The following is a 25,373-nucleotide window of genomic DNA, read 5'->3' as shown; positions in this document are numbered from 1 at the left end:
TTGTGTTTCATTTTAATTTCAACCACTTGGCACAGAACCTCGGTACCTTGTCACAGGTCAATCAAACCTCGAATCCCCCCCACAGAGAATGCCTTGATGCTTGCTGCCCTCGCCATCTTCCTGTTCACCATTGTCCTGGTCATCTGGCAACCCAAGGGTCTTGGCGTAGGCTGGAGTGCAACCATGGGCGCGATCCTCGCCCTGGCCTGTGGCGTGATCAGCCTGGCGGATATCCCGGTGGTGTGGCAGATCATCTGGAACGCCACCGGCACTTTCGTCGCCCTGATCATCATCAGCCTGATCCTCGACGAGGCCGGCTTTTTTGCCTGGGCCGCGTTGCATGTGGCGCGCTGGGGGCGGGGCCGGGGCCGCCGGCTGTTTGCTTATATGGTGTTGCTGGGGGCGCTGGTCTCGGCGCTGTTCGCCAATGACGGGGCGGCCCTGATCCTCACGCCGATTGTCATGTCGATGCTCCTGGCCCTGCGCTTCTCACCCGCTGCTACCCTGGCCTTCGTGATGGGTGCAGGGTTTATCGCCGACACCGCCAGCCTGCCGCTGGTCGTCTCCAACCTGGTGAATATCGTTTCGGCAGACTATTTCAACATCGGCTTCAACCAGTACGCAGCGGTGATGGTGCCGGTCAACCTGGTCAGCGTCGCCGCGACCCTGGCGGTGCTGCTGTGGTTCTTCCGGCGCGATATCCCGCACAGTTATGACCCCGCCGACCTGCCCGAGCCGGCCAGCGCGATTCATGACCCGGCAACCTTCCACGCCGCCTGGTGGGTGCTGGGCATTCTGCTGGTCGGCTGCTTTGCCCTCGAGCCCCTGGGCATACCCATCAGTGCCATCTCGGCCGCCTGCGCCCTGCTCCTGCTGGTGATCGCCGCCAAAGGCCACAAGATCTCCACGCGCAAGGTACTCAAGGAAGCGCCCTGGCAGATCGTGATTTTTTCCCTGGGCATGTACCTGGTGGTGTACGGCCTGCGCAACGCCGGGCTGACCACGTACCTGGCCACCTGGCTCGACGCCTTCGCCAATTACGGCGTGTGGGGCGCCGCCCTGGGCACCGGCTTGCTGACGGCGCTGCTGTCTTCGGTGATGAACAATCTGCCGACGGTGCTGCTCGGTGCGCTGTCGATCGAGGCCAGCCATGCCGTGGGCGTGGTCAAGGAGGCAATGATTTACGCCAATGTGATCGGCAGCGACCTGGGGCCTAAAATCACGCCCATTGGGAGCCTGGCAACCTTGCTCTGGCTGCATATCCTGGCGCGCAAGGGCATCCGGATCACCTGGGGCTATTACTTCAAGGTCGGCATCGTGCTGACGCTGCCGGTGCTGCTGGTCACCCTGGCCGCGCTGGCCCTGCGCCTGACTATCTAAACAGGTATGCTTGGCCGCACCCGCCGCCACTGAGCCCACCCCATGAGTTCCCTGCACCACGCCTGGCTGGGCCATTACGAAATCAGCAGCACCACCTGCAGCGGCCTGACGTTTGCCCGCCATAGCCACGACGAATGCGTGATTGGCGTCAACCTGGTGGGCACCGAACAGGTGTGGCTGGACCGCCGCACTTTCGAGGCCGGGCCCGGCAGTATCACCCTGTACAACCCTGGCCAGATCCAGGGCGGCGGTGCGGCCGAGGGGGCGCCCTGGCACTTTGTCAGCCTGTACGCCGGTGCCGATTGCCTGGCCGACGACCTGGGGCTGGCGCACCTGGAGTTTGATCGCGCGCTGTGTTTTGCCCCTGCCCTGGCGGCGCAACTGGCGCACGCCGCCAAGGGCGCGCTGAGCGCCGACCCGCTGCTGCGGGGGCTGAACGAAGATGCCCTGGTGGTGCTGCTGGGCGAGGTGGTCAAGCTCAGTGGTGTGCGCCTGCCGGGTGGCGCCAGCGCCGGGTCACGGCTCGTCGCCCAGGCCCAGGAGTTGCTCGCCGCGCAGTTGCATCAGGGTGTGGCACTGGACGCCCTGGGTGACGAGTTGGGCCTGTCGAAATTCCACGTATTGCGCACCTTCCAGAAAGAAACCGGCCTGAGCCCCCGCCAGTGGGCCATGCAACTGCGTACCCGCCGCGCGAAAGGCTTACTGCGCAGCGGCCTGAGCGCCGCCGAGGTTGCCCATGACCTGGGCTTTGCCGACCAGAGCCATCTCAACCGGCACTTCCGTGCGGCGTACGGAATTACCCCTGGCCGCTATCAGAGCGCAATCTGGTCCAAGACCCCTGCGTGCCCCCAGCCTCAGACTGACCTGTAGGAGCCGGCTTGCCGGCGATGGCATTTATGGGGATGGCGATGTTGACGATCTTTTTTTGCGCACTGGTATTCGGCTTTGTGTTTTGCCTGTCCCCTGGCGCGGTGCTGGCGGAAACCCTGCGCCGCGGCCTGTTGCATGGGTTCACCCCAGCGCTGCTGGTGCAAATAGGCTCGCTGGTAGGCGATGCGACCTGGGCGGTAATCGGCCTGACCGGCATGGCCCTGCTGATCCAGCACGAAGCGGTACGTGTGCCGCTGACCGCCGTTTGCGCGCTGTACCTGGCCTGGCTCGGCCTGCGCAGCCTGCAAGATGCCTGGCAGTTGCCGCAACCCGCCAGCGCACCCCCCAGCACCGGGCGCAATGCGCTGATGGTGGGGGCCGCCATCTCGTTGGCCAACCCCAAGAACATCGTGTATTGGGGCGCCCTGGGCAGTGCCTTGTCAGGCATCGTCGGCACCACGCCGAGTCATGGCCAGACCCTGGTGTTCTTCGCCGGTTTTATGCTGGCCTCGCTCCTGTCGTGTTTTTTGATTGCAGGCTTGGTCAATGTCTTGCGAAAGAACGCCTCGGCAACTTGGCAGCGAGTCAGTCATGGTGCCTGCGGCTTAGTATTGATTTATCTCGCACTATTGGCCGCATACAGTCTATGAACTTATATAGCCAATCAGGCCAATCTGAATAAAGTCTGAACGAACAACAAACAAGTTCATTACAGATTGACATCCCCTGCCTGCCTGAGTAAATTGCCCGTGCCTGCAACTAGGGCCTTTTTTTCAACCTCACAAAAGAAGCCAATGGACACAGTATCTAGTCGCTGTCCGCTCCCCGTGAATACAGGGGTCGGGCGCCAAACCCAGAGTAATGACGGGACTCGCCTTCCAGGCCGGGTAAGCTGCGCTAGAGCTTGATGCTCCAACGTAACTGCCTTGAGCCGGCGCAGTCCGGTCCCGAGGTGTGTTATGAATTTCCAGACCCTTGTTCTACCTGATGTACGCACGCTGGCCTCAGCCCTGCGTGCCAAGCTGTGCCGTGCTTCCATGGGCGTTGCCCCGGTGCGCCTGGCCTTGGCTTCCCCCTCCCCGCGTATCAATGTGCAACACCTGCAGGCGCACTGGCGCCTGTGCCCCACCACCGGCCATCTGGTCCAGCATTGGGACCATGCCGACCCTCAAGATCCGCAGAGACGGAACGTTTCCAGCCTGCTTGCCCAAGTGCGCCTGAGCCTGAGCGCGCGCGGCATAAGCCGACTGGAAACAGCAACTTCCTGATTATTGGTCAATTAATTAACTGGCGTTCCTTGCGAACTAAGCCAGCCGTAGTTTTCTGCGCGCCCGTTAATTAACTCGCCTCGTTAAAGTTATTAGACCCGATCGCAAAAACTGCGACTCGGCGTACCTGTGTTCGCCTGCCTGACGGCAAGTAACGGGTATGTCGACAGGAGTAAAAATCATGAGCGCCGTAAAAACCACGCAACTTGCAAACAAAAACAGCACCGCCCACGACAGCAAACTGTCGATGCGTGCCGCCCGCGAAGCGCAAAACGGCCTGGCAGCGACCCTGGCCAACGTCCGGGCGACCAAGGACGGCCTGACCGAACTGGATGCCAGCGCCCGCCTGCAACGCGAAGGCTATAACGAGGTGGCCCACGACAAGCCGCCCCACGCGGTGGTGCAGTTCCTCCAGGCCCTGAACAACCCGTTTATCTACGTACTGCTGACCCTTGCAGTGATCAGCTTTGTCACCGACTACTGGCTGCCGCTGCGCGCCGGTGAAGAAGTGGACCTGACCAAGGTCATTATCATCATGACCATGGTCGCCCTGAGCAGCCTGCTGCGCTTCTGGCAGGAACACCGCTCGGCAAAATCCGCCGAAGCCCTCAAGGCCATGGTACGCACCACCGCCACCGTGCTGCGCCGCGAGCAGGTCGGCGCCAAGCCCACCCTGCGTGAAGTGCCGATGCGTGAACTGGTGGCCGGCGATATCGTGCAACTGTCGGCCGGCGACATGATCCCGGCCGACATCCGCCTGATCGAGTCCCGCGACCTGTTTATCAGCCAGGCCGTGCTGACCGGCGAAGCCTTGCCGGTAGAAAAGTACGACACCCTGGGCGACGTCACGCAAAAATCCGCCACGCTTCAAGCGCCAGACCAGAGCAACCTGCTGGACCTGCCCAACATCTGCTTCATGGGTACCAACGTGGTCAGCGGCCGCGCCCAGGCGGTGGTCGTGGCGACCGGGCCGCGTACCTATTTCGGTTCGCTGGCCAAGGCCATCGTCGGCTCCCGGGTGCAAACCGCCTTTGACCGTGGGGTGAACAGCGTCAGCTGGCTGCTGATCCGCTTCATGCTGGTGATGGTGCCCATCGTGTTTTTCCTCAACGGCTTTACCAAGGGCGATTGGGGCGACGCGTTCCTGTTTGCCCTGGCGGTGGCCGTGGGGCTGACCCCGGAAATGCTGCCGATGATCGTCAGCGCCAACCTGGCCAAGGGTGCGAATGCCATGGCCAAGCGCAAAGTGGTGGTCAAGCGCCTCAACGCGATCCAGAACTTCGGTTCGATGGACGTGTTGTGCACCGACAAGACCGGCACCCTGACCCAGGACAAAATCATCCTCGAGCACCACGTCAACGCCTTCGGCCAGCGGGACGACCAGGTGCTGTCCCTGGCCTGGCTCAACAGCCATCACCAAAGCGGCATGAAGAACCTGATGGATCAGGCGGTGCTCGCGTTCTCCCAGCACAACCCCAAGTTCCAGGTGCCGTTTGCCTACAGCAAGGTCGATGAACTGCCCTTCGACTTTGTGCGCCGGCGCCTGTCGATTGTGGTCAAGGACAGCCACGGCGATCACCTGCTGGTGTGCAAGGGCGCCGTGGAAGAAATGCTCGGCATTGCCACCCATGTGATGGAAGGCGCTAGCGCCCTGGCCCTGGACGAGGGTCGTCGCCAGGAATTGCTGCGCACCGCCAACGAGTTCAACGAGGACGGTTTCCGCGTGCTGGTGGTGGCCACCCGCAATATTCCCAAGGCCCTGGCGCGCCAGCAGTACACTCCCGCCGACGAACGCAACCTGGTGATCCACGGTTTCCTGACCTTCCTCGATCCGCCGAAGGAAACCGCCGGCCCGGCGATTGCCGCGCTGCAAGAGATCGGGGTCGCGGTCAAAGTGCTGACCGGCGATAACGCCGTGGTCACCCGCACCATCTGCCGCCAGGTCGGCCTGGAACCCGGCGAGCCACTGCTGGGTGTGGACATCGAAGCCATGGACGATGCCACCCTCAAGCAGCAGGTCGAACAACGCACGGTGTTCGCCAAGCTGACCCCGCTGCAAAAGTCCCGGGTGCTCAAGGCCTTGCAGTCCAATGGTCACACCGTGGGCTTCCTCGGCGACGGCATCAACGATGCACCCGCCCTGCGCGATGCCGACGTCGGCATCTCGGTGGACAGCGCGACTGATATTGCCAAGGAATCGGCCGACATCATCCTCCTGGAAAAGAGCCTGATGGTCCTCGAAGAAGGTGTGCTTAAAGGTCGCGAGACCTTCGGCAATATCATGAAGTACCTGAACATGACGGCCAGCTCCAACTTCGGCAACGTGTTCTCGGTGCTGGTGGCCAGTGCGTTCATTCCTTTCATGCCGATGCTGGCGATCCACCTGCTCCTGCAAAACCTGATGTACGACATCTCCCAACTGGCCCTGCCGTGGGACAAGATGGACAAGGAATACCTGGCCAAGCCACGCAAGTGGGACGCGCAGAACATCGGGCGCTTCATGATCTGGATCGGGCCGACCTCGTCGATCTTCGACATCACCACCTTTGCCCTGATGTGGTACGTGTTCTCGGCCAATAGTGTGGAAATGCAGACCCTGTTCCAGTCCGGTTGGTTCGTCGAAGGGCTGCTCTCCCAGACCCTGGTGGTGCATATGCTGCGCACCCGCAAGATCCCGTTCTTCCAGAGCACCGCCGCCTGGCCGGTGTTGCTGATGACCAGCCTGGTCATCGCCCTGGGGATCTATGTGCCCTTCTCGCCCCTGGGCACGATCGTGGGCTTGCAGCCGTTGCCGTGGGCGTACTTCCCTTGGCTGGTCGGCACCTTGCTCGCCTACTGCTGCGTGGCACAACTGATGAAGACGATCTACATCCGCCGCTTCAAGCAGTGGTACTGAGCCGGAGCATAATCCCATGCACAAACACACCTTCCTGGCTGCCTTCGAGTGGCTGCCGGCGTCGCGGCAACGAGCGCTGCGCCGCAACCTGGTCTTTATCGGCGTGACCCTGGCCGTTGGCCTGGTGTCCAAGGCGATCGCCGCAGGCGGTTCCTACGTGGTCGATGATGGCGCCATCAACGCACCCGGCGAATGCAATGTCGACGCCGGCTACACCCGTTCAACACAGCGCACCACGCTCTCTACAGCCTGTACGTCGAGGGCATTGCCCAACCTGCAATGGGGCACGGCCCTCGAGGATGACCCTGAGCAGACCCAGCTCAGCCCGCAACTCAAGGGTTCATTGTGGGCCTGGCAGGATGCGGGCGTGGAGATCGCCTGGGCGGCGGCGGCGCATATCGCGCTGGATCGCCGGCACCCGTTCGACGGCGCCGACCTGGGACTGCCGCTGACCTGGCAAGCGTTCGAGACACTGAGCTTGAACCTCAATGCCGGCTGGGCCCATGCCTATGACAATGGCGAACAAAACCACCGACTGACCTGGGGCACAGGCCTGGAATACCGCTTGGCGGACTCATTGACGCTATTGGCAGAACGCTATGGCCAGCAAGGCGGCGACCAGGCCTGGCAAGCCGGGCCGCGAGTGCATCTGGGTCAGCAAGTGGATGTGGACCTGGTGGTCGGGCACAACCTGACCGGGGATCGCGACCGCTGGCTGACGACGGGGGCTACCCTGCGGTTCTGAAACATGGGAGGGAAATCAATGTAGGAGCTGTCTCGCCCAGCGAGGCTGCGATAGCGGCGGCATGGCTGGCATTGATGTTGGCTGAGCCACCGCTATCGCAGCCTCGCTAAAGCTCGACAGCTCCTACAGGGTTCATCGGGGTTTGCGGGATCTGCGGACCCTTGACGCTGGCGGCCTACAGCGACCACGCCATGCCAGCCGAGCAAAAATAATGTAGGAGCTGTCGAGCCCCGGCGAGGCTGCGATGGCGGCGGTATGGCTGGCATTGATGTTGGCTGAGCCACCGCTATCGCAGCCTCGCTGGGGCTCGACAGCTCCTACAGGGTTCATCGGGATTTGCGGGATCTGCGGATCCTTGACGCTGGCGGCCTACAGCGAACACGTCATGCCTGCTGGGCAAAAATAATGTAGGAGCTGTCGAGCCCCAGCGAGGCTGCGATGGCGGCGGTATGGCTGGCATTGATGTTGGCTGAGCCACCGCTATCGCAGCCTCGCCGGGGCTCGACAGCTCCTACAGGGTTCATCGAGGTTTGCGGGTTCTGCGGATCCTCGACGCTGGCGACCTACAGCGAACACGTCATGCCAGCCGGGCAAAAATAATGTAGGAGCTGTCGAGCCCCGGCGAGGCGGCGATGGCGGCGGCATGGCTGGCATTGATGTTGGCTGGGCCACCGCTATCGCCGCCTCGCTAAAGCTCGACAGCTCCTACAGGGTTCATTGGGGGTTGCGGGATCTGCGGATCCTTGACGCTGGCGACCTACAGCGAACACGTCATGCCAGCCGGGCAAAAATAATGTAGGAGCTGTCGAGCCCCAGCGAGGCGGCGATGGCGGCGGCATGGCTGGCATTGATGTTGGCTGAGCCACCGCTATCGCAGCCTCGCTGGGGCTCGACAGCTCCTACAGGGTTCATCGGGGTTTGCGGGATCTGCGGATCCTTGACGCTGGCGGCCTACAGCGACCACGCCATGCCAGTTGGGCAAAAATAATGTAGGAGCTGTCGAGCCCCAGCGAGGCGGCGATGGCGGCGGTATGGCTGGCATTGATGTTGGCTGAGCCACCGCTATCGCAGCCTCGCGAAGGCTCGACAGCTCCTACAGGGTTCATCGGGATTTGCGGGATCTGCGGATCCTTGACGCTGGCGGCCTACAGCGAACACGTCATGCCAGCTGGGCAAAAATAATGTAGGAGCTGTCGAGCCCCGGCGAGGCGGCGATGGCGGCGGTATGGCTGGCATTGATGTTGGCTGAGCCACCGCTATCGCCGCCTCGCTAAAGCTCGACAGCTCCTACAGGGTTCATCGGGGTTTGCGGGATCTGCGGATCCTTGACGCTGGCGGCCTACAGCGACCACGCCATGCCAGCTGGGCAAAAATAATGTAGGAGCTGTCGAGCCCCGGCGAGGCGGCGATGGCGGCGGTATGGCTGGCATTGATGTTGGCTGGGCCACCGCTATCGCAGCCTCGCTAAAGCTCGACAGCTCCTACAGGGTTCATCGGGATTTGCGGGATCTGCGGACCCTTGACGCTGGCGACCTACAGCGAACACGTCATGCCAGCCGGGCAAAAAATAATGTAGGAGCTGTCGAGCCCCAGCGAGGCTGCGATGGCGACGGTATGGCTGGCATTGATGTTGGCTAAGCCACCGCTTTCGCAGCCTCGCTAAAGCTCGACAGCTCCTACAGGGTTCATGCTGCACTCAAAATCTACAACCGGGCAGATCCATGGGGGAGCTTGCCTGCGACAGCGGTCAACCAGCCGGCAAAAATGGTAACTGCACCACCGTCATCGCGGGCAAGCCAACGCTTACACTGCCTGGGCTATCGCGCTATAACGGCAAAGGCTCCCGCGAGCGCAGTAACATGCCCTGCGCCGGCACTCGCGCATGCCATTTCACCACGCCCTGCGCTTCGACACGGTACTGGCTGCGAAACCGCTGGCCATCCAGGTCGATGTCCAGTTGCAGCAGGAAGTGGTCACCATTGAGCTGCAGACCTTCGCTCAAACGCTCAAACATCGCGTCATCCATCGCCCCCAGCGCCTGGCGCAGTTCGCCTGCATCGCGATAGCCCCCCGCCGGGCGGGCGCTGACCAGGCGGGTCAGCACCGAACGCGACACTTCGCCCTCGTACAACGCATCCAGCAGCGGCAGCATTTCCAGGTTCAGCGCATTGGCGTTCAGGCGCCAGCCGGCGGTCTCGTCCAGGCTGCATAGCTGCGGGTAGCGCAACGCCCGCAGTGGGTCGGGCAGCGCCAGCAGGTTCAGCTCGCTGATATCGCGCATGCGTTGATTGGCCGCCAGGCGCGGTGGCGACTGGCGCAGGTATTCGTTGCTTTCGGCACCTTGCAGGCGGGTCTGCTGGTCGGCGTCGAGCCAGTCGGCCAGGGTCTGGGCCAGGCGTTCGGCAGCCATGTCCGCCCCCAGCAAATGCACCAACTGACGCTGGGCACGCTCGGCTTCAGGGCCGATCAGCGCGTTGACGTTGAAGCAGGTGTGCAGGTCGCGAATCTGAATGCTCGCCTTGCCCCCCTTGAAGTCATAAGCCAGCGGCTGCCCGCGTATGGCCTGCCAGAACAACGGGCTGGCGCGCCACAACGGGTCTTGCAGGGCCTGCTCGGTAAAGGCCAGCGCCGCCCGCTCGATCGCCCGCGCCTGCACGCGCTGCTGCACCAGACGCACGCTGTCGACCTGCTGGCGCCCCTGCTCGACCATCCAGGCCATGCCGCCCGCCAGCATCGCCAGGGCCACCAGCACCATCAACAACGCCGCCCCCTGCTGCCGATTTCTGTCCATTGCCCAGCCACCTTTTATGTAGATCCTGGCGACAGTCAACACAGTGGATGTTTCAACCAGGTGGCAGGCTCACACAATTCCCGCAAAAACGTCACCGCGCCGTCATAAAGCCTCGGCAAACTGCGCCTTCATATTTCAAATCAATGGCTTGGAGTGGCGTTATGGGTGGTATAGGGATTTGGCAACTGGTCATCGTGCTGCTGATCGTGGTGATGCTGTTCGGCACCCGGCGCCTCAAGGGCCTGGGCAGTGATGTGGGTGAGGCCATCAAGGGCTTTCGCTCCTCCATGGGCAACGAGCCCGGCGCCCAGGCGGCGCAAAAGACCAGCCTTGAGGTGCAAGGCGAACCTCAGCGACCTGCAGACAGCAAACACTGATGTTCGATATCGGGTTTAGCGAACTGCTGCTGGTGGGCCTGGTGGCTCTGCTGGTGCTGGGCCCCGAACGCCTGCCGATTGCCGCGCGCAATGCCGGGCTGTGGCTGGGCCGGGCCAAGCGGGCGATGAATACGCTCAAGGCCCAGGTCACCCAGGAACTGGACCACGAGCACCTGTTGCAAAGCATCGACCAGCAACCCTTGCGGCAACTGGAGCAGCAACTGCGCGACGGTATCCGCCTGGAGGCCCCGCCGCCGCCAGCCACCACCACCTCCCCAGGACAACCTGCCCCATGAGCGACCTGCCCTTGTCTGCCCCGCGCCTGTCGGTGACCGGCCACCTGACCCGGCTGCGCTCGCGCCTGGTGCGCTGCGTCCTGGCGATCCTCCTGGTGTTTTGCGCGTTGTTCCCCTTTGCGCAGCAGCTCTACAGTTTCGTCTCGCAGCCGTTGCGCGATTTCCTGCCCAGCGGCGCAACCATGATTGCCACCGGGGTGACCTCGCCGTTTCTGGCGCCGCTCAAGCTGACCATGATGATCGCCCTGTTCATCAGCATGCCGCTGTTGCTGCACCAGGCCTGGGGCATGATCGCGCCAGCGGTGTACCGCCAGGAACGCCGCACCGCCGCCTGGCTGCTGGCCGCCAGCGTAGTGCTGTTTTACGCGGGCATGGCGTTTGCGTTTTTCCTGGTGTTCCCGATGATGTTCGGCTTCTTTACCAGCGTGACCCCGGACGGCGTGGCGATGATGACCGATATCGCCCTGTACCTGGACTTCATCCTCGCGCTGTTGCTGGCGTTCGGCTTGGCCTTTGAAATCCCGGTGGCCACCTTCCTGGTGATCTGGGCCGGGATTACCGATGTCCAGACCCTGCAAAAGAGCCGGCCCTATGTGATCGTCGGCTGCTTTGTGGTGGGCATGCTGCTGACCCCGCCCGATGTGTTTTCGCAAACCATGCTGGCGGTGCCGATGTGGATTCTGTTCGAGCTGGGGCTGCTGGCCAGCCGGTCGGTGAGCAAGCCGCGCACCGAGGTGACGTAGGGGCCTCACGGCGCATGGGAGCGCCGCACCAATGAGGCGCTACGCCATGATCACAACGGTAGCGGACGGTCCTGGATCACCCGTTTCATCACCAGGGTCGAAGTCAGGCGCTGCACGTTGGGCAGTGTCGACAGGCTCTCATCGTAGAGCCGTTGAAAGGCCGGCAGATCCTGGGTGATCACATGCAGCAGGTAATCCGGCTCGCCGAACAGGCGCTGGGCATCCACTACCTGGGCAATTTCCAGCAGCGCCGCTTCAAAGGCCGCCACTGCGGGCCGGTCGCCTTCGCGCAGGGTGACAAAGACCATTGCCGAGAAGTTCAGGCCGACTGCGCCGGGGTCCAGCAAGGCGCGGTAGCCGAGCAGTACCCCGGACTCCTCCAGGGCCTTGACCCGTCGATGGCACGGGGAAAGGCTCAGCCCCACACGGTCGGCAAGCTCGGTGACCGACAGGCGCCCGTCTTTTTGCAGCTCGCAGAGAATCTTTCGATCAATTCGGTCCACTTAGAAGATTCTCCCAATTCAAGGCCTTGTGCCAGGTATCTTTGAAAGCAAATTCTAACTGCATTTCATTATTCTTCCTGCACATTCCTACAGGGAGAACGAAACAATGACGTGGACCGCTGTGCTTGCCTTTTGGGCAGTGTCGATTCTGTTTGTGCTGACGCCCGGCGCCGATTGGGCCTACGCGATTGCGGCGGGCTTGAAGGGGCGCAGGGTCATCCCCGCAGTGGCTGGGCTGCTGTGCGGCCACTTACTTGCCACCCTGGTCGTGGCGGGCGGCGTGGGTAGCCTGGTGACCCGTCACCCTGCTGCGCTGTCAGTGCTGACGGTTGCCGGGGCCGGCTACTTGCTGTGGCTCGGCATCAATATGCTGGCCCACCCTGCCACACCCCATGCGCACGCCAGCCGGGAGGCCAATAGCTGGCAGCGCTGGATGCTCAAGGGGTTGTGCATCAGTGGGCTGAACCCCAAGGTTTTCCTGCTGTTCCTCGCGCTGTTGCCCCAGTTCACCGAGCCTGGCGCCACCTGGCCGGTGTCGCTGCAGATGGTGCTGCTAGGGCTGATTCATACCCTCAGCTGTGCGGTGGTCTACCTGCTAGTGGGGTTTGGCGCGCAGGCCGTGTTGCAGGCACGTCCGGTTGCCGCGCGCTATGTCAGCGGCGTTTCGGGCGCGGCAATGATCGTGATTGCCGGGGTGCTGCTCGGCGAAGAACTCCTCGGTTGAGCGCGGTCAGTAGTTGCCGGCCACTGACAATGCTCGCCCAAAAACTGGCATCCGCCTCAAACATACTCACTGTGGTTTTGCACCACAAACCTTGCCGATCGAAGCGCCCTGCCCCGTGCTTGCAACGAAGAATAAACAAAATGTTGACTTAGTAAGGCACCAAGATAAACTGCGCCTTATGAATATTTTAGAGAACAAACACCACATCATGCTGCGCGAGCTTGACGGGGTGCCAGCCGAGGTCAGGGACAGCGTCAAGCTGTGCTTCGAGCTGCTGTCGGCTGCGGCCGCGATCAATCGTGTGTGTGCCATCCGCCTGGCCCGCTACAACCTGTCGGAGGGCCGCTTCGTAATCATGCTCACCCTCAAGAGCGCCGGCGGGAAACTGTCGCCACTGGAATTGGCGACGCGCCTGTCGATCACCACCGGCACCGTGACCGGCTTGCTCGATGGCCTGCAGGGCGACGGCTTTATCAAGCGCAAGACCGACCCTACCGACCGGCGCAAGCTGATCATCAGCCTGACCGCCGACGGTAAGCGCGTGGTCGATGAAGTGTTTGCCGAACACACCGATTGGATCAGCGGCATCATCCAGGGCCTGAGCCCTGAGCAGCGCCAGGGGTTGTCCGAGTCGCTCTATTGCCTTTCCACCAGTCGTGCACTGTCCCCGTCACTGCCGGATGGGAAGAGGCCTTGCCCGGGGAGCAGCCCATGAACACAGCGGTGGGATCTATATGAGTGAAGAACGCAAAGCCCTGATCGACCAGGGCCGCCTGCCAACCCGCAATCTGGGCGAGTGTCTGGCAGTCGACCAGGTGGCGCTGGCGCAGGCGCTTGCCTCGCAGCTGGAGACTTCCCTGGCCCAGGCACTGCTGAGCGCGGCCCAGGCCGGCCAGGCACTGGGCATTTCGAAGAAAGTAGCGGGGCTGGGCCTTGCGCTGGGCCAGTGGCTTGAAAGCGGCGCCCTGCCCCTGCGCGAACAGAGCTGGCAGTTGCTGCTGGAGCATCCTTCGGACACCGTGCGTAGTTGGGCGGCCTTCGCCAATGCCTTCTGCGCACGCGACACGCCCCTGGAACAGGCGTTGCTGAGCCAGTTCCGGTTCGCCACCGACAGTCACTTTGGCGTGCGCGAATGGGCCTGGATTGCCTTGCGCCCCTTACTGGCCCAGGACCTGACGGCGTCGCTGGAGCTGTTGCGCGGTCATGCCCGCAACGACGACCCGCTGATCCGCCGCTTCTGCGTTGAAATCCTGCGGCCGCGCGGGGTCTGGTGCGAACACATCGCCCCACTCAAGGCCGAGCCGCAAATCGCCGAACCCTTGCTGATTGCCATGCTCGATGAAACCGACAAATACGCCCAGGACTCGGTGGCCAACTGGATCAACGATGCCAGCAAGACCCGGCCGGACTGGGTGCAGGATTTGTTCGAGCGCTACCCACCCAGCGGCAAGGCCGCCACCAGGATTTTTACCCGGGCGACCCGCAACCTTTCTCAAAAAAAGTGAACAGCCGCTGGTGCGGCTCACCCAAGGGCCTTAGAAGTGCCACTCAAGGTGCACGGTGGGGGCGTAGGTTTCGGTGCCGGGTTTATGGATCGCGCCGTACTTGTGCTTCCAGTACTCATACCCCGGACCGATCAGCATGGTGTTTTTGCGGGCAAACGCCAGTTGCCCGACATCGACCATCAATGAGGCGCGAACCAGGCTTTCCTCGGCCGTGTCCTGCTTGAAGTAATCCTTGCCCTTCGCGGTCTTGTAGCTAGCAAAGCCCTGGAACTTGAGGGGCACGCTGCCCACCTGGAACGGAATGCCCCAGACCATGTGCAACACGTAGTACGGGTCGAACTGGATGTTCTCGGTGTGGCACGCGCTCAAGCCGCAATGGTTCCACTCCATGGCATACAGCAGGCTGATATCCAGGTAGCCGGGCACGTCGAACTTGAGCGTCGGGCCGGCCACCAGCATGCGCTTGCGGGTGGCAAACCCGGTGTTCTTGTAGTTGAGTTCAACCCCACTGCTCAGTGCCACTTCCTTGACCGGGCCGAACGCCATCGAGCGCTCGAACACCTGGCTGAGGAACAGTTGATGGCGATAGACCAGGTAGGCCTCGGTCGCGCCTGAGTCGCTGTCTTTCTTCGGGTCGTTGCTGTCGGACTTGAGTACGTCCAGGTTGAAGAAATTGGACCCCGCCTGATTGCCGCTGGCGTGGCCCAGTTGGTAGATCTCCTTCTGCACCTTGCCGCGGATACCGGGTTCGGTGAAGTCGGAGCCGTAGCGAAAACCGATGAAGGTATCGCGCAAGGCCTCGGCCTGCACCGGGCTTGAAGCCAGGCTCATTGCGCCTGCGGTCATCAGAAGGGCCTTGCAATACGTTTTTTGTAATTGTTGTACGTACATATTCAGGATTCCATCAAGTCAAAGTGCCGGCCACGCGCACGCCCTGCCCGGTCAACCACCAGGGCCGGGGTCCAGTTGCCGGTTGTTGAGGGGCTTACCGGGATTCAGCTGTGGGTGTAACGCGTCGATTGCCAGGCAATCATTTGCCAGCCGTTATTGCCGGCCTTCCACACGCTGATGTAGCGCGAGTTGAGGAGCATGGGCTCGCCACGGATCACCACATCCATATCGATCAGCCCGGTGACGAGCACACAGTCCCCGGCCCTGCGCATCTGCTCGTCGCGGCTGGCGAAACTGCGGTAGCGCCAGACCCCCTCTCGCATGCCTTGCAGGTAACTGCGCTTGCTGTCGCTCTTGCCGTCCGAGTGGCTGTAGGTCAAGTCGCGGGGATAGAGGCTTTCCAGGAAGTCCAAGTCGCCGTCGACCATGGCCTGGCGGCGGCGCATTTCCAGGGCCTGGATCTGTTGTTCTACGGTTTGCTGTGACATGTCTTAGAACCTCGATTATCGGGAATCCATGGTTTTCAACGGCATGCCCGCCATACCGGGCAGGTCTGACTCGACCTGGGGCATGAACCACAGGGTGATGGTGGACAGGGCAAAGAACCCGGCGCACACCAACAAGCCCCACGCCAGGCTGTAGTGGGTGGCAATCCCGCTTAACAGCAGCGGCGCAAAGGCCGCCAGGCCGCGACCAAAGTTGAAACAGAACCCCGCGCCGATGGTGCGCACCCGAGTGGGGTACAGCGCACTGAAGTAGGAGGCAAACAGGCTGGCAAAGGCATAAAAGAACGCATAGATCGGCCCCAGCCAGAACAGGATGGCGTTCTGCGTCGTCAGTGCATAAATCGACAACATCACCGCACTGCCGAGCAATGACAGGAGCGTGGCGTTGCGCTTGCCGATACGGTCGGCAATCAAGCCAAAGGCGTTGATACCGATAAAGGCACCGACGTTGAGGATCGCCATGAAGTTGGCCATCGCGCCGATACCCAGGCCACGCTCCTGGATCAAGTAGGTGGGCAACCAGGTGCTCGCGCCCCAGAAGCCAATCACCGCAAAACTTGCCGCCAGGGTGCCCAGCAGGGTCAGGCGCAGCAGTTCGGGGGAAAAGATTTCGCGCACCGAGACGTACTTGCGTACGCCGGGGCGGGCTCTCTGCGCGCTCCACTCCGGCGACTCGGGCATAAACAAAAACACATACGCCAGCGGAATCAGGGTGGAGATCCCGGCCACCATGAACAAGGTCTGCCAGTCCGGCAGATAGTTGGCCGCCACCATGGCCGCGATGGCGGCGCCAATCGGGAATGAACTCAGCACGAATCCGATCGCCCGCGCCCGCTGGTGGGCAGGCCAGGTCTCCGTCACATAGGCCGAGACAATCCCCCACACCCCGCCCAGGCCCAAGCCGGACAGAAACCGCAGGAGCAGGAGCAAGGCCCAGTTGTGTGTGGTGGCGACCAGCGTGGTCAACACGCCAAATACGATCAACGAGATCAGCAGGGCTTTGCGTCGACCGTAGTTGTCGCAGTACCAGCCCGTGGTGATACCGCTCAACCCGATACCCAGCAGGGTCGCCGAGGCGAGCATGCCCGCTTCATTGAAGGTCAGACCCAGGTCCTGGCGGATCACCGGAAGTGCGATGGTGAGCAAGATGATTTCCATCGCGTCAAACAGGTACGCGAGGAAACCGCCGACAAGCACATGCCATTTGGAAAGAGGTCTCATTGCAGGATTTTCCTTATTGTTGTTGTTTTGCCAGGCCGATCGACAGGCGTGACGCGTCGCAGCACGCTCGATCGGTCTGGAGGATTTACAGGTCGTCAGTTACAGCAGCGCGCAGGCTTCGTCGAAATCCAGGCGCGGACTACGGGCAAAGAGTTTCTCGGGGTCGCCATAGCCGAGGTTGCACAGGAAGTTCGACTTGATCTGCATACCGCCAAACGCCTGCATGCCATCGGCGCCGGGGGCGAAAAACGCCTGGTCGACCTGTGCGTGGTCAAACCCGGACATCGGGCCGCAGTCAAGGCCCAGGGCACGGGCCGCGAGGATGAAGTAGCCGCCCTGCAGCGAGCTGTTGCGAAAGGCGGTGGATTCGAGCAGCTCCGGCTGGCCGGCAAACCAGTCGCGGACCGTGGGGTTGTGTGCAAACAACCTGGGCAACTGGGTGTGGAACTGCGTGTCGTAGCCGATGATCGCCGTCACCGGGGCGCTCAGGGTTTTCTCGACATTGCCTGCGCTCAGGGCCGGCAGCAGGCGTTGCCGGGCTTGGGTACTGCGCAAGAACACAATACGCGCCGGGCAGCCGTTGGCGCTGGTCGGGCCCCAGCGCACCAGATCGTATAGTTCCCTCAAGGTGTGATCATCCACCGGTTTGTCCAGCCAGCCATTCTGGCTGCGGGCCTGGCGGAACAACCTATCGAGTACCTGCTCGCTGATTACTTGACTCATGGCATCGGTCCTCAACTGCGTCGCTGACGGTCTGAAATCGACCGGGGTACGGTCTGTTCGGCGGCACACTCCCCGCCCAGGAAAAACTCCACCGACATCGGCGGGCCCCATTGGTAGAGGCTGGCGTCGCACGCCTGGGTGTAGCCCGAGGGCGAGTCCTGGTTGAACAGGTCGCCATCGGTGAAGTGCTCGATCAGGTTGCCGGACGGGTCGCGCCAGTAGTCGAAGATCTGGCTGCCCAGCATGTGCCGGCCAACCCCCCAGAACGGCGACCAGCCTTGCAGGGTCATCCACTCGTGACCCAGGCACTGCGCATCAAAATCCTGGACTTCAAAGGACACGTGGTGGACGAAGTCCCGTGGCGCCTGGAACAGCGCGATGGTGTGATGGTCGGTCCAGGCGCTGCCACGGTTCAAGCGCAGGAAGGCCGCGCTCGGGCGGTCGCGATGCGGCTCCTCGACCACCAGGTCCGAAGGCAGCATGCCGAGCATCTGCTGGTACCAGGCCAGGTGCAGGGGCATGTCCTGCACGCCAATCGCCGCATGGCCCAGGCGCAGGACCTGGGCTGCGCCCTTGGCGGGGCGCTGCACGTCGCCAAAGCGCTGCTTGTGTTGGGCCGAGTTGAGGGTCAGCGCGGCGCGATGGGGCAGCGCGCCAACGGTTTCGATACCGTATACCAGCTCGATGCGGCGCCCCGAGGGATCCTGCAAGGCGACGTACTGCCCGCCTCCCGGGCCTTGCAGCGCCTGGATCGGCGAGGCGCCCGGCAATTGGGCGGCCTGGTGCAGGTCATCAAGGCTTTCGACGGCAAACGCGATGGCACCAAAGCTGGCGGCTGCGGCCTTCTCGGCGATGTACACATAGGGCAGCGAACAGGTACCGCGAAAATACAGGCGCTGTTCAGTCCGGTGCATGACCACCAGGCCGAAATCGGTCAGGAAACGCTCGACCACCCCAAGGTCGGGATGACGGTAGAGCACGTGGTTGATGTCTTTGATCTGCAGCACGGTAGTTGCTCCTGGGCATTCAATGGGCCGCACAACCGCGGGTCAAAACCAGGGCAGCCGGGATCGCTGCCCACCGTGGTGACGGTCGGTTGTTCGACGCTGGTGAAACCTGACGCGTGGACTCAGGCCGCTGGCGGCTCGTCGGCGATCAGGTTGCTCAAGGTGCCAAGGCCTTCGATCTCCACGGTGCAGAGATCGCCGGGCTTCATGAACAGGGGTGGGCGTCGCGCCCAGCCAATCCCGGCGGGGGTACCGGTGACGATCACGTCACCGGGCTCCAGGGTCACCGCTTCACTGAGCGCCGCAATCAGTTCGGCGACGCCAAAGATCATGTCGGCGGTGTTGCCCTGCTGCACCACCGTGCCGTTGAGGCGTGTCACCAGGCTCAGGCCCACCGCGCCCGGTGGCAACTCATCGGCACTGACAAAGGTCGGGCCAAATGCGCCGGTGGCGTCGAAGTTCTTGCCAATGGTCCATTGCGGCGACTTGAATTGGTAATCGCGCACCGACGCCTCATTGAAGATCGCGTAGCCCGCGACATGCGCCAGGGCCTGCTCGCGGCCGATATGCCGGCCACCGGTGCCGATCACCACCGCCAACTCCCCCTCGTAATCCAGTTGTTCGGAGACCCGTGGACGCAGGATGGGTTCGCCATGGCCGATCAGGCTGGTGCAAAAGCGCGGGAAAAAGGTTGGGTAAGTCGGCTGTTCGTACGGGCTCTCCTTGGTGTGATCGGCGTAGTTCAAGCCGACACATACAATCTTGCCCGGACGCTCCAGCGGTGGCAGGTAACGCAGCTTCGAGGTATCCAGCAAGCGCGCGTCGCTCAAGCGCCGATGGGCCGCTTGCAACGCCTCGGGGCCGGCGTTGAGCAGGTCTTCCAGGGTGCCTGGGTAACCGCTTTCCTGTTCGCTCAAGCCCCGCAGGACGCCCGCTTGCTCAATCGCCAGCCCTTTGTGGGAGCCTTCCAGAAAATGCACGAAACGCATGATCAGTACCTCTGTTGTTTTTATGGAATGGTACGGTACGTTACCGTACCCTTTCGCCAAAAATGCGCCCAAAACAAACACGCGTCAAGGGTGATGCGCGGGCTTTTTACAAAAAATATCGCAGGATGACTGGGTGATTCTTCCCGCCGTGTGGCTGGAAGGCTTATGCAGAGCGGCGTAGGCTATGGCTTCTTTCACCGTGTTCTTTCAGGAATATCCGATTCACATGCAAACCCCTACCCCGAGGCAAGCAGCAAAACGTCAAAGTATTCTCCAGGTTGCGACTGAGATGTTTCTCGCAGAAGGCTATTCCGGGGTCAGCGTCGACGGGATCATCGCCAGCATTGGCGGCTCCAAGCGCACGCTGTACGCCTATTTCGGTGGCAAGGAGGGGCTGTTCGCGGCGATTATCGAGCAGCTGTGCGCAGAGAACGTCAGCCCGCTTACCCACATGAATCTGGCCCAGAAGCCGCTACAGGAAGCGTTGACCACCATTGCCCGGGTCTTTCTCGACGTGGTGTTATCACCCCGCACCCTTGCCCTGCATCGCCTGATCGTGTCCGAAGCCCTGCGCGCGCCGGAGGCTGCAAAGTCGTTTTTCGAAGCGGCGCCCGCCACGGCCTACACCTGCCTGGCCGAGTACTTCACCTGGGCCGAGGAAGCCGGCCTGATTATCCCGGGCGACCCGCAGACCCGCGCCAAGATCTTCCTCGATGCACTGACTGGCGACATGCAGTTGCGTTGCCTGCTGGGGCTTTGCAAAAGCCCCGGAAAACCGGCACGCGAACAACTGATCAAAGAGACCATATCTATATTTATCAATGGCTTGTCAGCTGATAAGGCCCAGTAAGACGCCTATGGGGGCGCCTTCATTTGTGGCAGATCAGCGCCGCACCCGTAATCTCGGCACCGTCGGGAGTTTCCTTACCGTCAGCCACCGCCATGCTGTCGGCCCCCAAAGCGCCAGCTTCGTTAAAGGCCATGCGCAACGTTTCATCAGCACTCGCCCCCCTGACGGTGAACACCCTGACCAGGTTGCATTGATTGGATGATGTTGCGGTGACCAGATTAACGTTGAGACCTTGCTCAGTCAGTTGGGTAGAGCACGCGCAGAGCGTGGCCATCGCCAAAAAGGTCAGAAACGCTTTGGACGGAGTCTTCATAACGGATGCTTCCCTGGGTTTGCGCGACTGATTCAACCGGCGTTTGCAAAGCCGCTAAAAAACGCTGAACGGATAATCGACAATCACCCGGTATTCATCAGCGTTGGAATTGCCACGGGTATTGCCCGGTGCGGTATACCCCTGCCCCGTGCGGTGGGCCGCCCAGCGCAGTGTGACGTTCAAGCCCTTGGCCTTGCCGCCCGGCACGGCGTAGCGCAGGGCAATGTCCCGCTCCCAGTGATGGGCATCCTTGCCGGCGGCGTTGTAGATGTAGCCGTAGCCTTTGCTGTCGGGATCGACCCGGGTCAGGTCCGCTTCGCCACGGGTATAGGAGGTACTGAGCTGGAAGTCGGGCGCGTCGATGAACGCCAGGCTGGTCTGGTACTGGATCTTCCAGGAGCGTTCCCCTGGCGCGTTGAAGTCTGCGTACTGCTGGGAGTTGTTCAGGTAGAGGAAGGTCCGGTCGTCCTGCACCACGTAGTCGAACGGCGTGTCGCCATCAACCTTCTGCAGCCCCAGGGTCAGGCTCTGGCCGGCGCCGGACAGGGTCAGGCCGCCGGTGTAGGTGTGGTTGTCAATACGCCCCAACTGGCGCTGGCCCTGGTCGCGGGTGTTGAAGTAATGCACATACGGCGTCAGCGTGACCCCTTGAGCCAGGATGAACGGTTGGCTCACACCGGCGTAGTACTGATTCCAGATATCGCTGAGTTGCCCGCCATACACCGTCAGTGTCATCCCGCCCGGCGCACTGTAGACACCCCCCAGCCAGGCCATGTGCGGGCTTTCACGATCGGCGGCCAGCCCGGCCTTGTTGCCGTTGCCATAACTGGTACCCAGGTGGCTCTGGCCACTCTGGTTGCGCAGCCGCGTGGAGTCGACCCAACCGCCGTCCAGGGTCAGGTTCTGCAGGCTGTAGTTCTTCAGCGTCACCCCGCGAAAGGTCTGTGGGAACACCCGGCTCACACCGCTGGCCACCAGCGGGTTCTCCAGGTACTGGTCACCGGCCTGCACCAGGCTGTCAAAGGCGCGCAGCTTGAGGGCCGCGCCCGCCGCCGAGAAGTCGGCCTGCGGGGCCATCTGCGAATCCAGCGGCAGCAACCCCGCCCCGCCACTGCCCCCGCCGCCGTCGAGCTTGAGTCCATAGAACCCATGCACATCCACCCCGACCCCAATCGGCGTGTCGGTGTACCCCGAACGAAAGGACAGGTACACCCCCTGCACCCATTCGCGCTGGTCCAGCCGTGACGGCGTGTTGTGGTTATCGCGGCCCAGGTAGTAATTGCGCAGCAAGCCATTGAGGGACGAACCGCTGACAAACCCCGGCGCGACCGCCAGCTCAGCCTTCTGCCGCTCATTGATGCCCGTGCTGAGGTTGTCCCGTTGGCCCAGGGAGTTATCGGCGTACACGCTCGCTGCCGACAGGGACACCGTCAGCGACATCGAAACCCGCACCAGCCGCCCCATGGCAAACCCCATCAGCGTTGCTCCTGTTGTTGCAGTACAGTCACCGTCGCCGTGGTGCCCGCCCGCAAGCGGCCCTGGCTGGCGTATTCAGGATCGATGCCGATTCTGACCGGCACCCGCTGTGCCAGCTTGACCCAGGTGTAGCTGGGGTTGATGTTGGCCAGCAGGCGACTGCCCGGAGAGTTCTCGCGGTCGGTGATGGCGAAGGCGATGCTCTGCACCGTGCCGCCAAAGGTTTCGCCGCTCATCAACTGAATCCGTACGCGGTCGCCCTCGGCGATCCGGGGCAGCTTGGTTTCCTCGAAATAGCCACTGACATAGAACGAGTCGCTGTCCACCAGCGCCAGCAAGGCACCACCGGCCGTGGCGTAGTCGCCCTGGCGCGTCAACAGGTTGGTGACATAGCCACTGACCGGCGCGATCACCCGGGTACGCTGCAAATCGAGCTCTGCCTGGGTCAATGCGGCCTTGGCCAACTGCACGTTGGCCTCGGCCAGCCCGAGATTGGCCTGGTTGCTCAACAGTTGCGCCTGGGCGACCGCCACGTCGGTACTGGACTTCTCCCACTCTTCGCCGGAGATCGCGAACCCCTGCTTGAGGGTGCGCCGCCGCCGCTCCTCGCTCTGGCGCTGCTTGAGCTGGGCTTGGCTGGCAATGATCGCTGCCTGGGACTGGCCCAGGGTGGCCTTGGCCACGTCCACCGAGCGCCGTGCATGCTCGACCGCCAGGGCGTAGCGCGCAGGGTCGATTTCCAGCAGCACGTCGCCCTTTGTCACATGCTGGTTATCCTGCACCCGCAGGCTGACGATCAGCCCGGAGACATCCGCCGGCAGCGTCACCACGTCGGCACGCACGCGCGCATCACGGGTCCAGGGCGAGCGGGTGTAGTGTTCCCAGGCGAACCAGCCCAGCACCACGGCCAGCAAGACCACCACCAGGGTAATCACTTGGGGAATGAATTTTTTCAAGATCATGGGGTTCCCATCACTAAAATCACCACCGCACATACGCAGACATACAGGGCGCCCTCAAACAGCGCCTCATGCCAGACCAGCCGCAACACGCCGAGGCGGCGCAAACCCCAGTCCAGCAGCATGAACACTGGCAGCGCCAACAACAGGACCTGGGCAATCGGCGGCAGGTACACGCCGCCCACCTCGAAATCAATCGGCAAGGGCCGGCACTCCTTCTTCCACGGGTTCAAGAAATTCGCGATAGCGCTCAAGGAACGACGCCACGATCAGCAACGCCACCCGAATGCGAAACACCGACCACAGCTGCCCATGCCCTGAAGGCAACGCGCTGGCATGCAGCTGGTCCAACTCGTCGCCCAACTGGCGCAGGCTCGTGGTCAGAGCTTGCACGTCGACACCCGGCCGGCCGGCCACATAACGCCCGGACTGCTCCAGGACCGACTGCAAGCGAGCCTTGGTTGCAGGCGCGAGCAGCGTATTGTCCTGGCCTTGTTGCTTGAGCTGGTTCAGGGCGATCCCCAGGGCCATGCACGCCAGGCTGACCTCGAACAGCGCGTTGGAACGCCGGTCGTTGGCCGCCGGCAACAGCCCCAGCATCATGGTCAGGCGGTCCATCATCCGGCTTTCAAAGGCAAACTGGTGGGAGTCCGCCGTCGAGGCCCGGAGCAGCGCGTAGACCTGGCCACGGCTCTCGTCGTACAGGCGCTGGATACGCCGCGCAGGGTTAAACGCAAACACCCACGAATACACTAGCAACGACAGCGCGCACGCCCCTATATAGGCGCCAGCGAATTCGAACCACTGGCTCGCGCTGTTCTGCCAGGCCCCGATATTCTGCGGCCCTACCATCAGGAAGGTCGACAGGCCCAAGCCCATGCCGATCCCGGCGGTCATCGGGCTGGCCAGGCCTACCGCAATTACATACAGCAGCGGCGCGAGGATCAGAAACAGCATTTCCACATCGCCAATGGCCGGCACCAGCATGAACTGATAGACCGCCGAGACCACCAGGGACAGGCCAAACCCGCGCGCATAGTTCTGGCTCGCGGCCAGGGGCCGGGGAAAGGTCGCCATCAACGAACAGAGAATGCCCACCAGGATCATCCCGGCCCGGGCGCCGTCCCACGCGGTCTCGATCCAGATCAGGCCGCTGACGAACAAGGCAATGAAGGCCCGCGCCGCGTTCATCCCGGCCAGGCGCCAGTCCAGGTACAGCGGATTGCTCTGGCCCTGGCGGTGCGCACAGCTGGCCTGGCGACCGTCCTGGATGGCATCGCTGAGTTCGAGGATTTCCTCCAGTTGCTGCAACAGGCGCGCCTGCTCCCACCGCAAGGCCCACGCCAGTGCGCGCAAGGTGCCGGTCATGGGCCCGGCGCGCTGCTCGGCGTTTTTTGCCTGTTGGTCAAACCGCTGCTGGAGCGCGGTAAAGCCCTGGCGCGCTTCGGCCGACAGCGAACGACCGGCCACCGCCAACTGGTCGAGAAACGCCAGCTCGTCAGCCCGCAACTGCTGGATATCCTCCGGCAGATCGCCTTCCCAGCGCTCACCGATCAGCATGCGCTGGCGCCGCAGCACGGTCAGCCGCGAGGCCAGCAACACCAATTGGTTGCCGAGCAGTTGCACCAACCCATTGGCGCTGCGCAGCCGTGGCGCATCGAAATACAGATGCCGGCGCAGGCCTTCCAGGGCGCTGATTTCCCCCAGCAACTGCATCTGGCGCTTATGAAAGTCCGCCTCGCTCTCTTCGGTGCGGATCACCGCTGCGGCGTGAGCGGCCATCAATTTCAACACCTGGTCGACCTTGGCGAAATAGCCCCGTGCAACCGCTTCCGGGCGCGCTGTGAGCAGGCTCACCAGGCATACACAGGCCACCGCCAGCAGCGTCTCGGTCAGCCGGGTGATCGCCAGCATCAAGGTGTTGTCCTGCTCCGGCACCGCCAGCAGCCCCACCACCACGGCGGTAAAACCACTGAGCACAAACGCATGGGAACTGGTGTAGCGCAACAACGTGCCGCCAGCGGTGCAGAACGCCAGCCACAACGACAGGGTGATAACAAAGGGCAGCGGCGCCTGGGGGAAAATCCCCATGATTACCACTGCCACGGCGGCACCGACCAGGGTGCCGATGATCTGCGAGAAACTGCGCTGCAACGCCATGCCGCCCAGGGGCTGGCTGACGATAATCACGGCCATCACCGACCATTTGGGTTGATCCAGGTCGAAGATAAAGGCCAGGTACAACGTCAACAGCCCGGCCGCGACGGTGCGCAGGGCAAACAGCAACACCCCGAGGCCGGGGTTGAACACAACTTTGAAATAGTTGATCAGCGGCTGCAT

Annotated in this window: 26 protein-coding genes; 13 read left to right on the top strand and 13 right to left on the bottom strand. The window is 62.5% G+C overall.

Annotated elements, in window-relative coordinates:
* Positions 1 to 96 precede the first annotated feature (96 nt).
* From ACSSVH_RS11750 to ACSSVH_RS11725, 6 genes are all read left to right on the top strand, one after another.
* A complete protein-coding gene (locus ACSSVH_RS11750; protein WP_432755656.1) occupies positions 97 to 1,380 on the top strand; it encodes an arsenic transporter in 1,284 nt (427 codons plus the stop codon).
* A gap of 42 nt (positions 1,381 to 1,422) precedes the next feature.
* The gene (locus ACSSVH_RS11745; protein ID WP_492634579.1) at positions 1,423 to 2,250 is read left to right on the top strand and encodes an AraC family transcriptional regulator; all 828 of its coding nucleotides are present in this window, start codon (positions 1,423 to 1,425) and stop codon (positions 2,248 to 2,250) included.
* A gap of 38 nt (positions 2,251 to 2,288) precedes the next feature.
* Positions 2,289 to 2,900: a LysE family transporter gene (locus tag ACSSVH_RS11740; RefSeq protein WP_432755654.1), complete on the top strand. Its 612-nt coding sequence runs from the start codon at positions 2,289 to 2,291 to the stop codon at positions 2,898 to 2,900.
* A 309-nt stretch (positions 2,901 to 3,209) separates the two neighbouring features.
* Entirely contained in the window at positions 3,210 to 3,518 is a 309-nt protein-coding gene (locus ACSSVH_RS11735; protein ID WP_432755653.1) for a hypothetical protein, read from the top strand.
* Between the two features lie 181 nt (positions 3,519 to 3,699).
* The gene (mgtA, locus tag ACSSVH_RS11730) at positions 3,700 to 6,414 is read left to right on the top strand and encodes a magnesium-translocating P-type ATPase (RefSeq protein ID WP_492634578.1); all 2,715 of its coding nucleotides are present in this window, start codon (positions 3,700 to 3,702) and stop codon (positions 6,412 to 6,414) included.
* Positions 6,415 to 6,430: 16 nt separating this feature from the next.
* On the top strand, positions 6,431 to 7,159 hold the full coding sequence (locus ACSSVH_RS11725; protein ID WP_432755651.1) for a PA4824 family protein: 729 nt from the start codon (positions 6,431 to 6,433) through the stop codon (positions 7,157 to 7,159).
* A 1,825-nt stretch (positions 7,160 to 8,984) separates the two neighbouring features.
* Here ACSSVH_RS11725 and gspK read toward each other — a convergent pair.
* The gene (gene gspK, locus ACSSVH_RS11720) at positions 8,985 to 9,950 is read right to left on the bottom strand and encodes a type II secretion system minor pseudopilin GspK (protein ID WP_492634577.1); all 966 of its coding nucleotides are present in this window, start codon (positions 9,948 to 9,950) and stop codon (positions 8,985 to 8,987) included.
* A gap of 161 nt (positions 9,951 to 10,111) precedes the next feature.
* Here gspK and tatA point away from each other — a divergent pair, with 161 nt between their 5' ends.
* The 3 genes from tatA to tatC are packed head-to-tail and all read left to right on the top strand — an operon-like array spanning position 10,112 to position 11,366.
* Entirely contained in the window at positions 10,112 to 10,327 is a 216-nt protein-coding gene (gene tatA, locus ACSSVH_RS11715; protein WP_346266504.1) for a twin-arginine translocase TatA/TatE family subunit, read from the top strand.
* Complete coding sequence (gene tatB / locus ACSSVH_RS11710; protein WP_432755650.1) at positions 10,327 to 10,623, top strand: Sec-independent protein translocase protein TatB; 297 nt, start codon at positions 10,327 to 10,329, stop codon at positions 10,621 to 10,623. Before tatA ends, tatB begins: the two co-directional genes overlap by 1 nt.
* Positions 10,620 to 11,366: a twin-arginine translocase subunit TatC gene (tatC, locus tag ACSSVH_RS11705; RefSeq protein ID WP_492634576.1), complete on the top strand. Its 747-nt coding sequence runs from the start codon at positions 10,620 to 10,622 to the stop codon at positions 11,364 to 11,366. Before tatB ends, tatC begins: the two co-directional genes overlap by 4 nt.
* Before the next feature lie 50 nt (positions 11,367 to 11,416).
* On the opposite strand, the gene ACSSVH_RS11700 is transcribed toward tatC, so the two are convergent.
* Positions 11,417 to 11,869 (bottom strand): winged helix-turn-helix transcriptional regulator, encoded by a 453-nt coding sequence (locus ACSSVH_RS11700; RefSeq protein ID WP_169955805.1) that lies wholly within the window; start codon positions 11,867 to 11,869, stop codon positions 11,417 to 11,419.
* A gap of 106 nt (positions 11,870 to 11,975) precedes the next feature.
* On the opposite strand from ACSSVH_RS11700, the gene ACSSVH_RS11695 reads away from it, so the two are divergent.
* The 3 genes from ACSSVH_RS11695 (at position 11,976) to ACSSVH_RS11685 (ending at position 14,098) form a co-directional block, all read left to right on the top strand.
* Complete coding sequence (locus ACSSVH_RS11695) at positions 11,976 to 12,593, top strand: LysE family translocator (RefSeq protein ID WP_170058049.1); 618 nt, start codon at positions 11,976 to 11,978, stop codon at positions 12,591 to 12,593.
* 178 nt (positions 12,594 to 12,771) lie between these two features.
* A complete protein-coding gene (locus tag ACSSVH_RS11690) occupies positions 12,772 to 13,308 on the top strand; it encodes a MarR family winged helix-turn-helix transcriptional regulator (protein ID WP_170041551.1) in 537 nt (178 codons plus the stop codon).
* A 19-nt stretch (positions 13,309 to 13,327) separates the two neighbouring features.
* Entirely contained in the window at positions 13,328 to 14,098 is a 771-nt protein-coding gene (locus ACSSVH_RS11685; RefSeq protein ID WP_170041552.1) for a hypothetical protein, read from the top strand.
* A 30-nt stretch (positions 14,099 to 14,128) separates the two neighbouring features.
* Here ACSSVH_RS11685 and ACSSVH_RS11680 read toward each other — a convergent pair whose 3' ends face one another.
* The 6 genes from ACSSVH_RS11680 to ACSSVH_RS11655 all read right to left on the bottom strand — a co-directional run bounded on the left by ACSSVH_RS11680 (position 14,129) and on the right by ACSSVH_RS11655 (position 19,435).
* Complete coding sequence (locus ACSSVH_RS11680) at positions 14,129 to 14,944, bottom strand: hypothetical protein (RefSeq protein ID WP_262376901.1); 816 nt, start codon at positions 14,942 to 14,944, stop codon at positions 14,129 to 14,131.
* A 149-nt stretch (positions 14,945 to 15,093) separates the two neighbouring features.
* Positions 15,094 to 15,477, bottom strand: coding sequence for a nuclear transport factor 2 family protein (locus tag ACSSVH_RS11675; RefSeq protein ID WP_170041554.1), 384 nt, complete (start codon positions 15,475 to 15,477; stop codon positions 15,094 to 15,096).
* Between the two features lie 15 nt (positions 15,478 to 15,492).
* Positions 15,493 to 16,716 carry an MFS transporter gene (locus tag ACSSVH_RS11670; protein ID WP_170041555.1) on the bottom strand — a complete coding sequence of 408 codons (1,224 nt, stop codon included), beginning with the start codon at positions 16,714 to 16,716 and terminating at the stop codon, positions 15,493 to 15,495.
* A gap of 99 nt (positions 16,717 to 16,815) precedes the next feature.
* A complete protein-coding gene (locus tag ACSSVH_RS11665; protein WP_170041556.1) occupies positions 16,816 to 17,439 on the bottom strand; it encodes a malonic semialdehyde reductase in 624 nt (207 codons plus the stop codon).
* An 11-nt stretch (positions 17,440 to 17,450) separates the two neighbouring features.
* The gene (locus ACSSVH_RS11660; protein WP_492634575.1) at positions 17,451 to 18,446 is read right to left on the bottom strand and encodes a VOC family protein; all 996 of its coding nucleotides are present in this window, start codon (positions 18,444 to 18,446) and stop codon (positions 17,451 to 17,453) included.
* Between the two features lie 122 nt (positions 18,447 to 18,568).
* A complete protein-coding gene (locus ACSSVH_RS11655; protein ID WP_432755648.1) occupies positions 18,569 to 19,435 on the bottom strand; it encodes a fumarylacetoacetate hydrolase family protein in 867 nt (288 codons plus the stop codon).
* Between the two features lie 184 nt (positions 19,436 to 19,619).
* Between ACSSVH_RS11655 and ACSSVH_RS11650 the strand changes: the two genes are divergently transcribed.
* Positions 19,620 to 20,285 (top strand): TetR/AcrR family transcriptional regulator, encoded by a 666-nt coding sequence (locus ACSSVH_RS11650; protein WP_492634574.1) that lies wholly within the window; start codon positions 19,620 to 19,622, stop codon positions 20,283 to 20,285.
* Positions 20,286 to 20,304: 19 nt separating this feature from the next.
* Here ACSSVH_RS11650 and ACSSVH_RS11645 read toward each other — a convergent pair whose 3' ends face one another.
* The 5 genes from ACSSVH_RS11645 to ACSSVH_RS11625 are packed head-to-tail and all read right to left on the bottom strand — an operon-like array spanning position 20,305 to position 25,373.
* Positions 20,305 to 20,598, bottom strand: coding sequence for a hypothetical protein (locus ACSSVH_RS11645; RefSeq protein WP_170041560.1), 294 nt, complete (start codon positions 20,596 to 20,598; stop codon positions 20,305 to 20,307).
* A 54-nt stretch (positions 20,599 to 20,652) separates the two neighbouring features.
* Entirely contained in the window at positions 20,653 to 22,038 is a 1,386-nt protein-coding gene (locus ACSSVH_RS11640; RefSeq protein WP_432755753.1) for an OprD family outer membrane porin, read from the bottom strand.
* Positions 22,039 to 22,073: 35 nt separating this feature from the next.
* Complete coding sequence (locus tag ACSSVH_RS11635; RefSeq protein WP_432755646.1) at positions 22,074 to 23,036, bottom strand: HlyD family secretion protein; 963 nt, start codon at positions 23,034 to 23,036, stop codon at positions 22,074 to 22,076.
* Positions 23,033 to 23,236 (bottom strand): DUF1656 domain-containing protein, encoded by a 204-nt coding sequence (locus ACSSVH_RS11630; protein WP_170041562.1) that lies wholly within the window; start codon positions 23,234 to 23,236, stop codon positions 23,033 to 23,035. Before ACSSVH_RS11630 ends, ACSSVH_RS11635 begins: the two co-directional genes overlap by 4 nt.
* Positions 23,226 to 25,373: an FUSC family protein gene (locus tag ACSSVH_RS11625; protein ID WP_170041563.1), complete on the bottom strand. Its 2,148-nt coding sequence runs from the start codon at positions 25,371 to 25,373 to the stop codon at positions 23,226 to 23,228. The genes ACSSVH_RS11630 and ACSSVH_RS11625 overlap by 11 nt, the downstream gene beginning before the upstream one ends.

The sequence above is a fragment of the Pseudomonas sp. HC1(2025) genome (assembly GCF_058742075.1).
The sequence above is the reverse complement of the archived record's forward strand: the minus strand, read 5'-3'. Positions and strand labels throughout refer to the sequence as shown.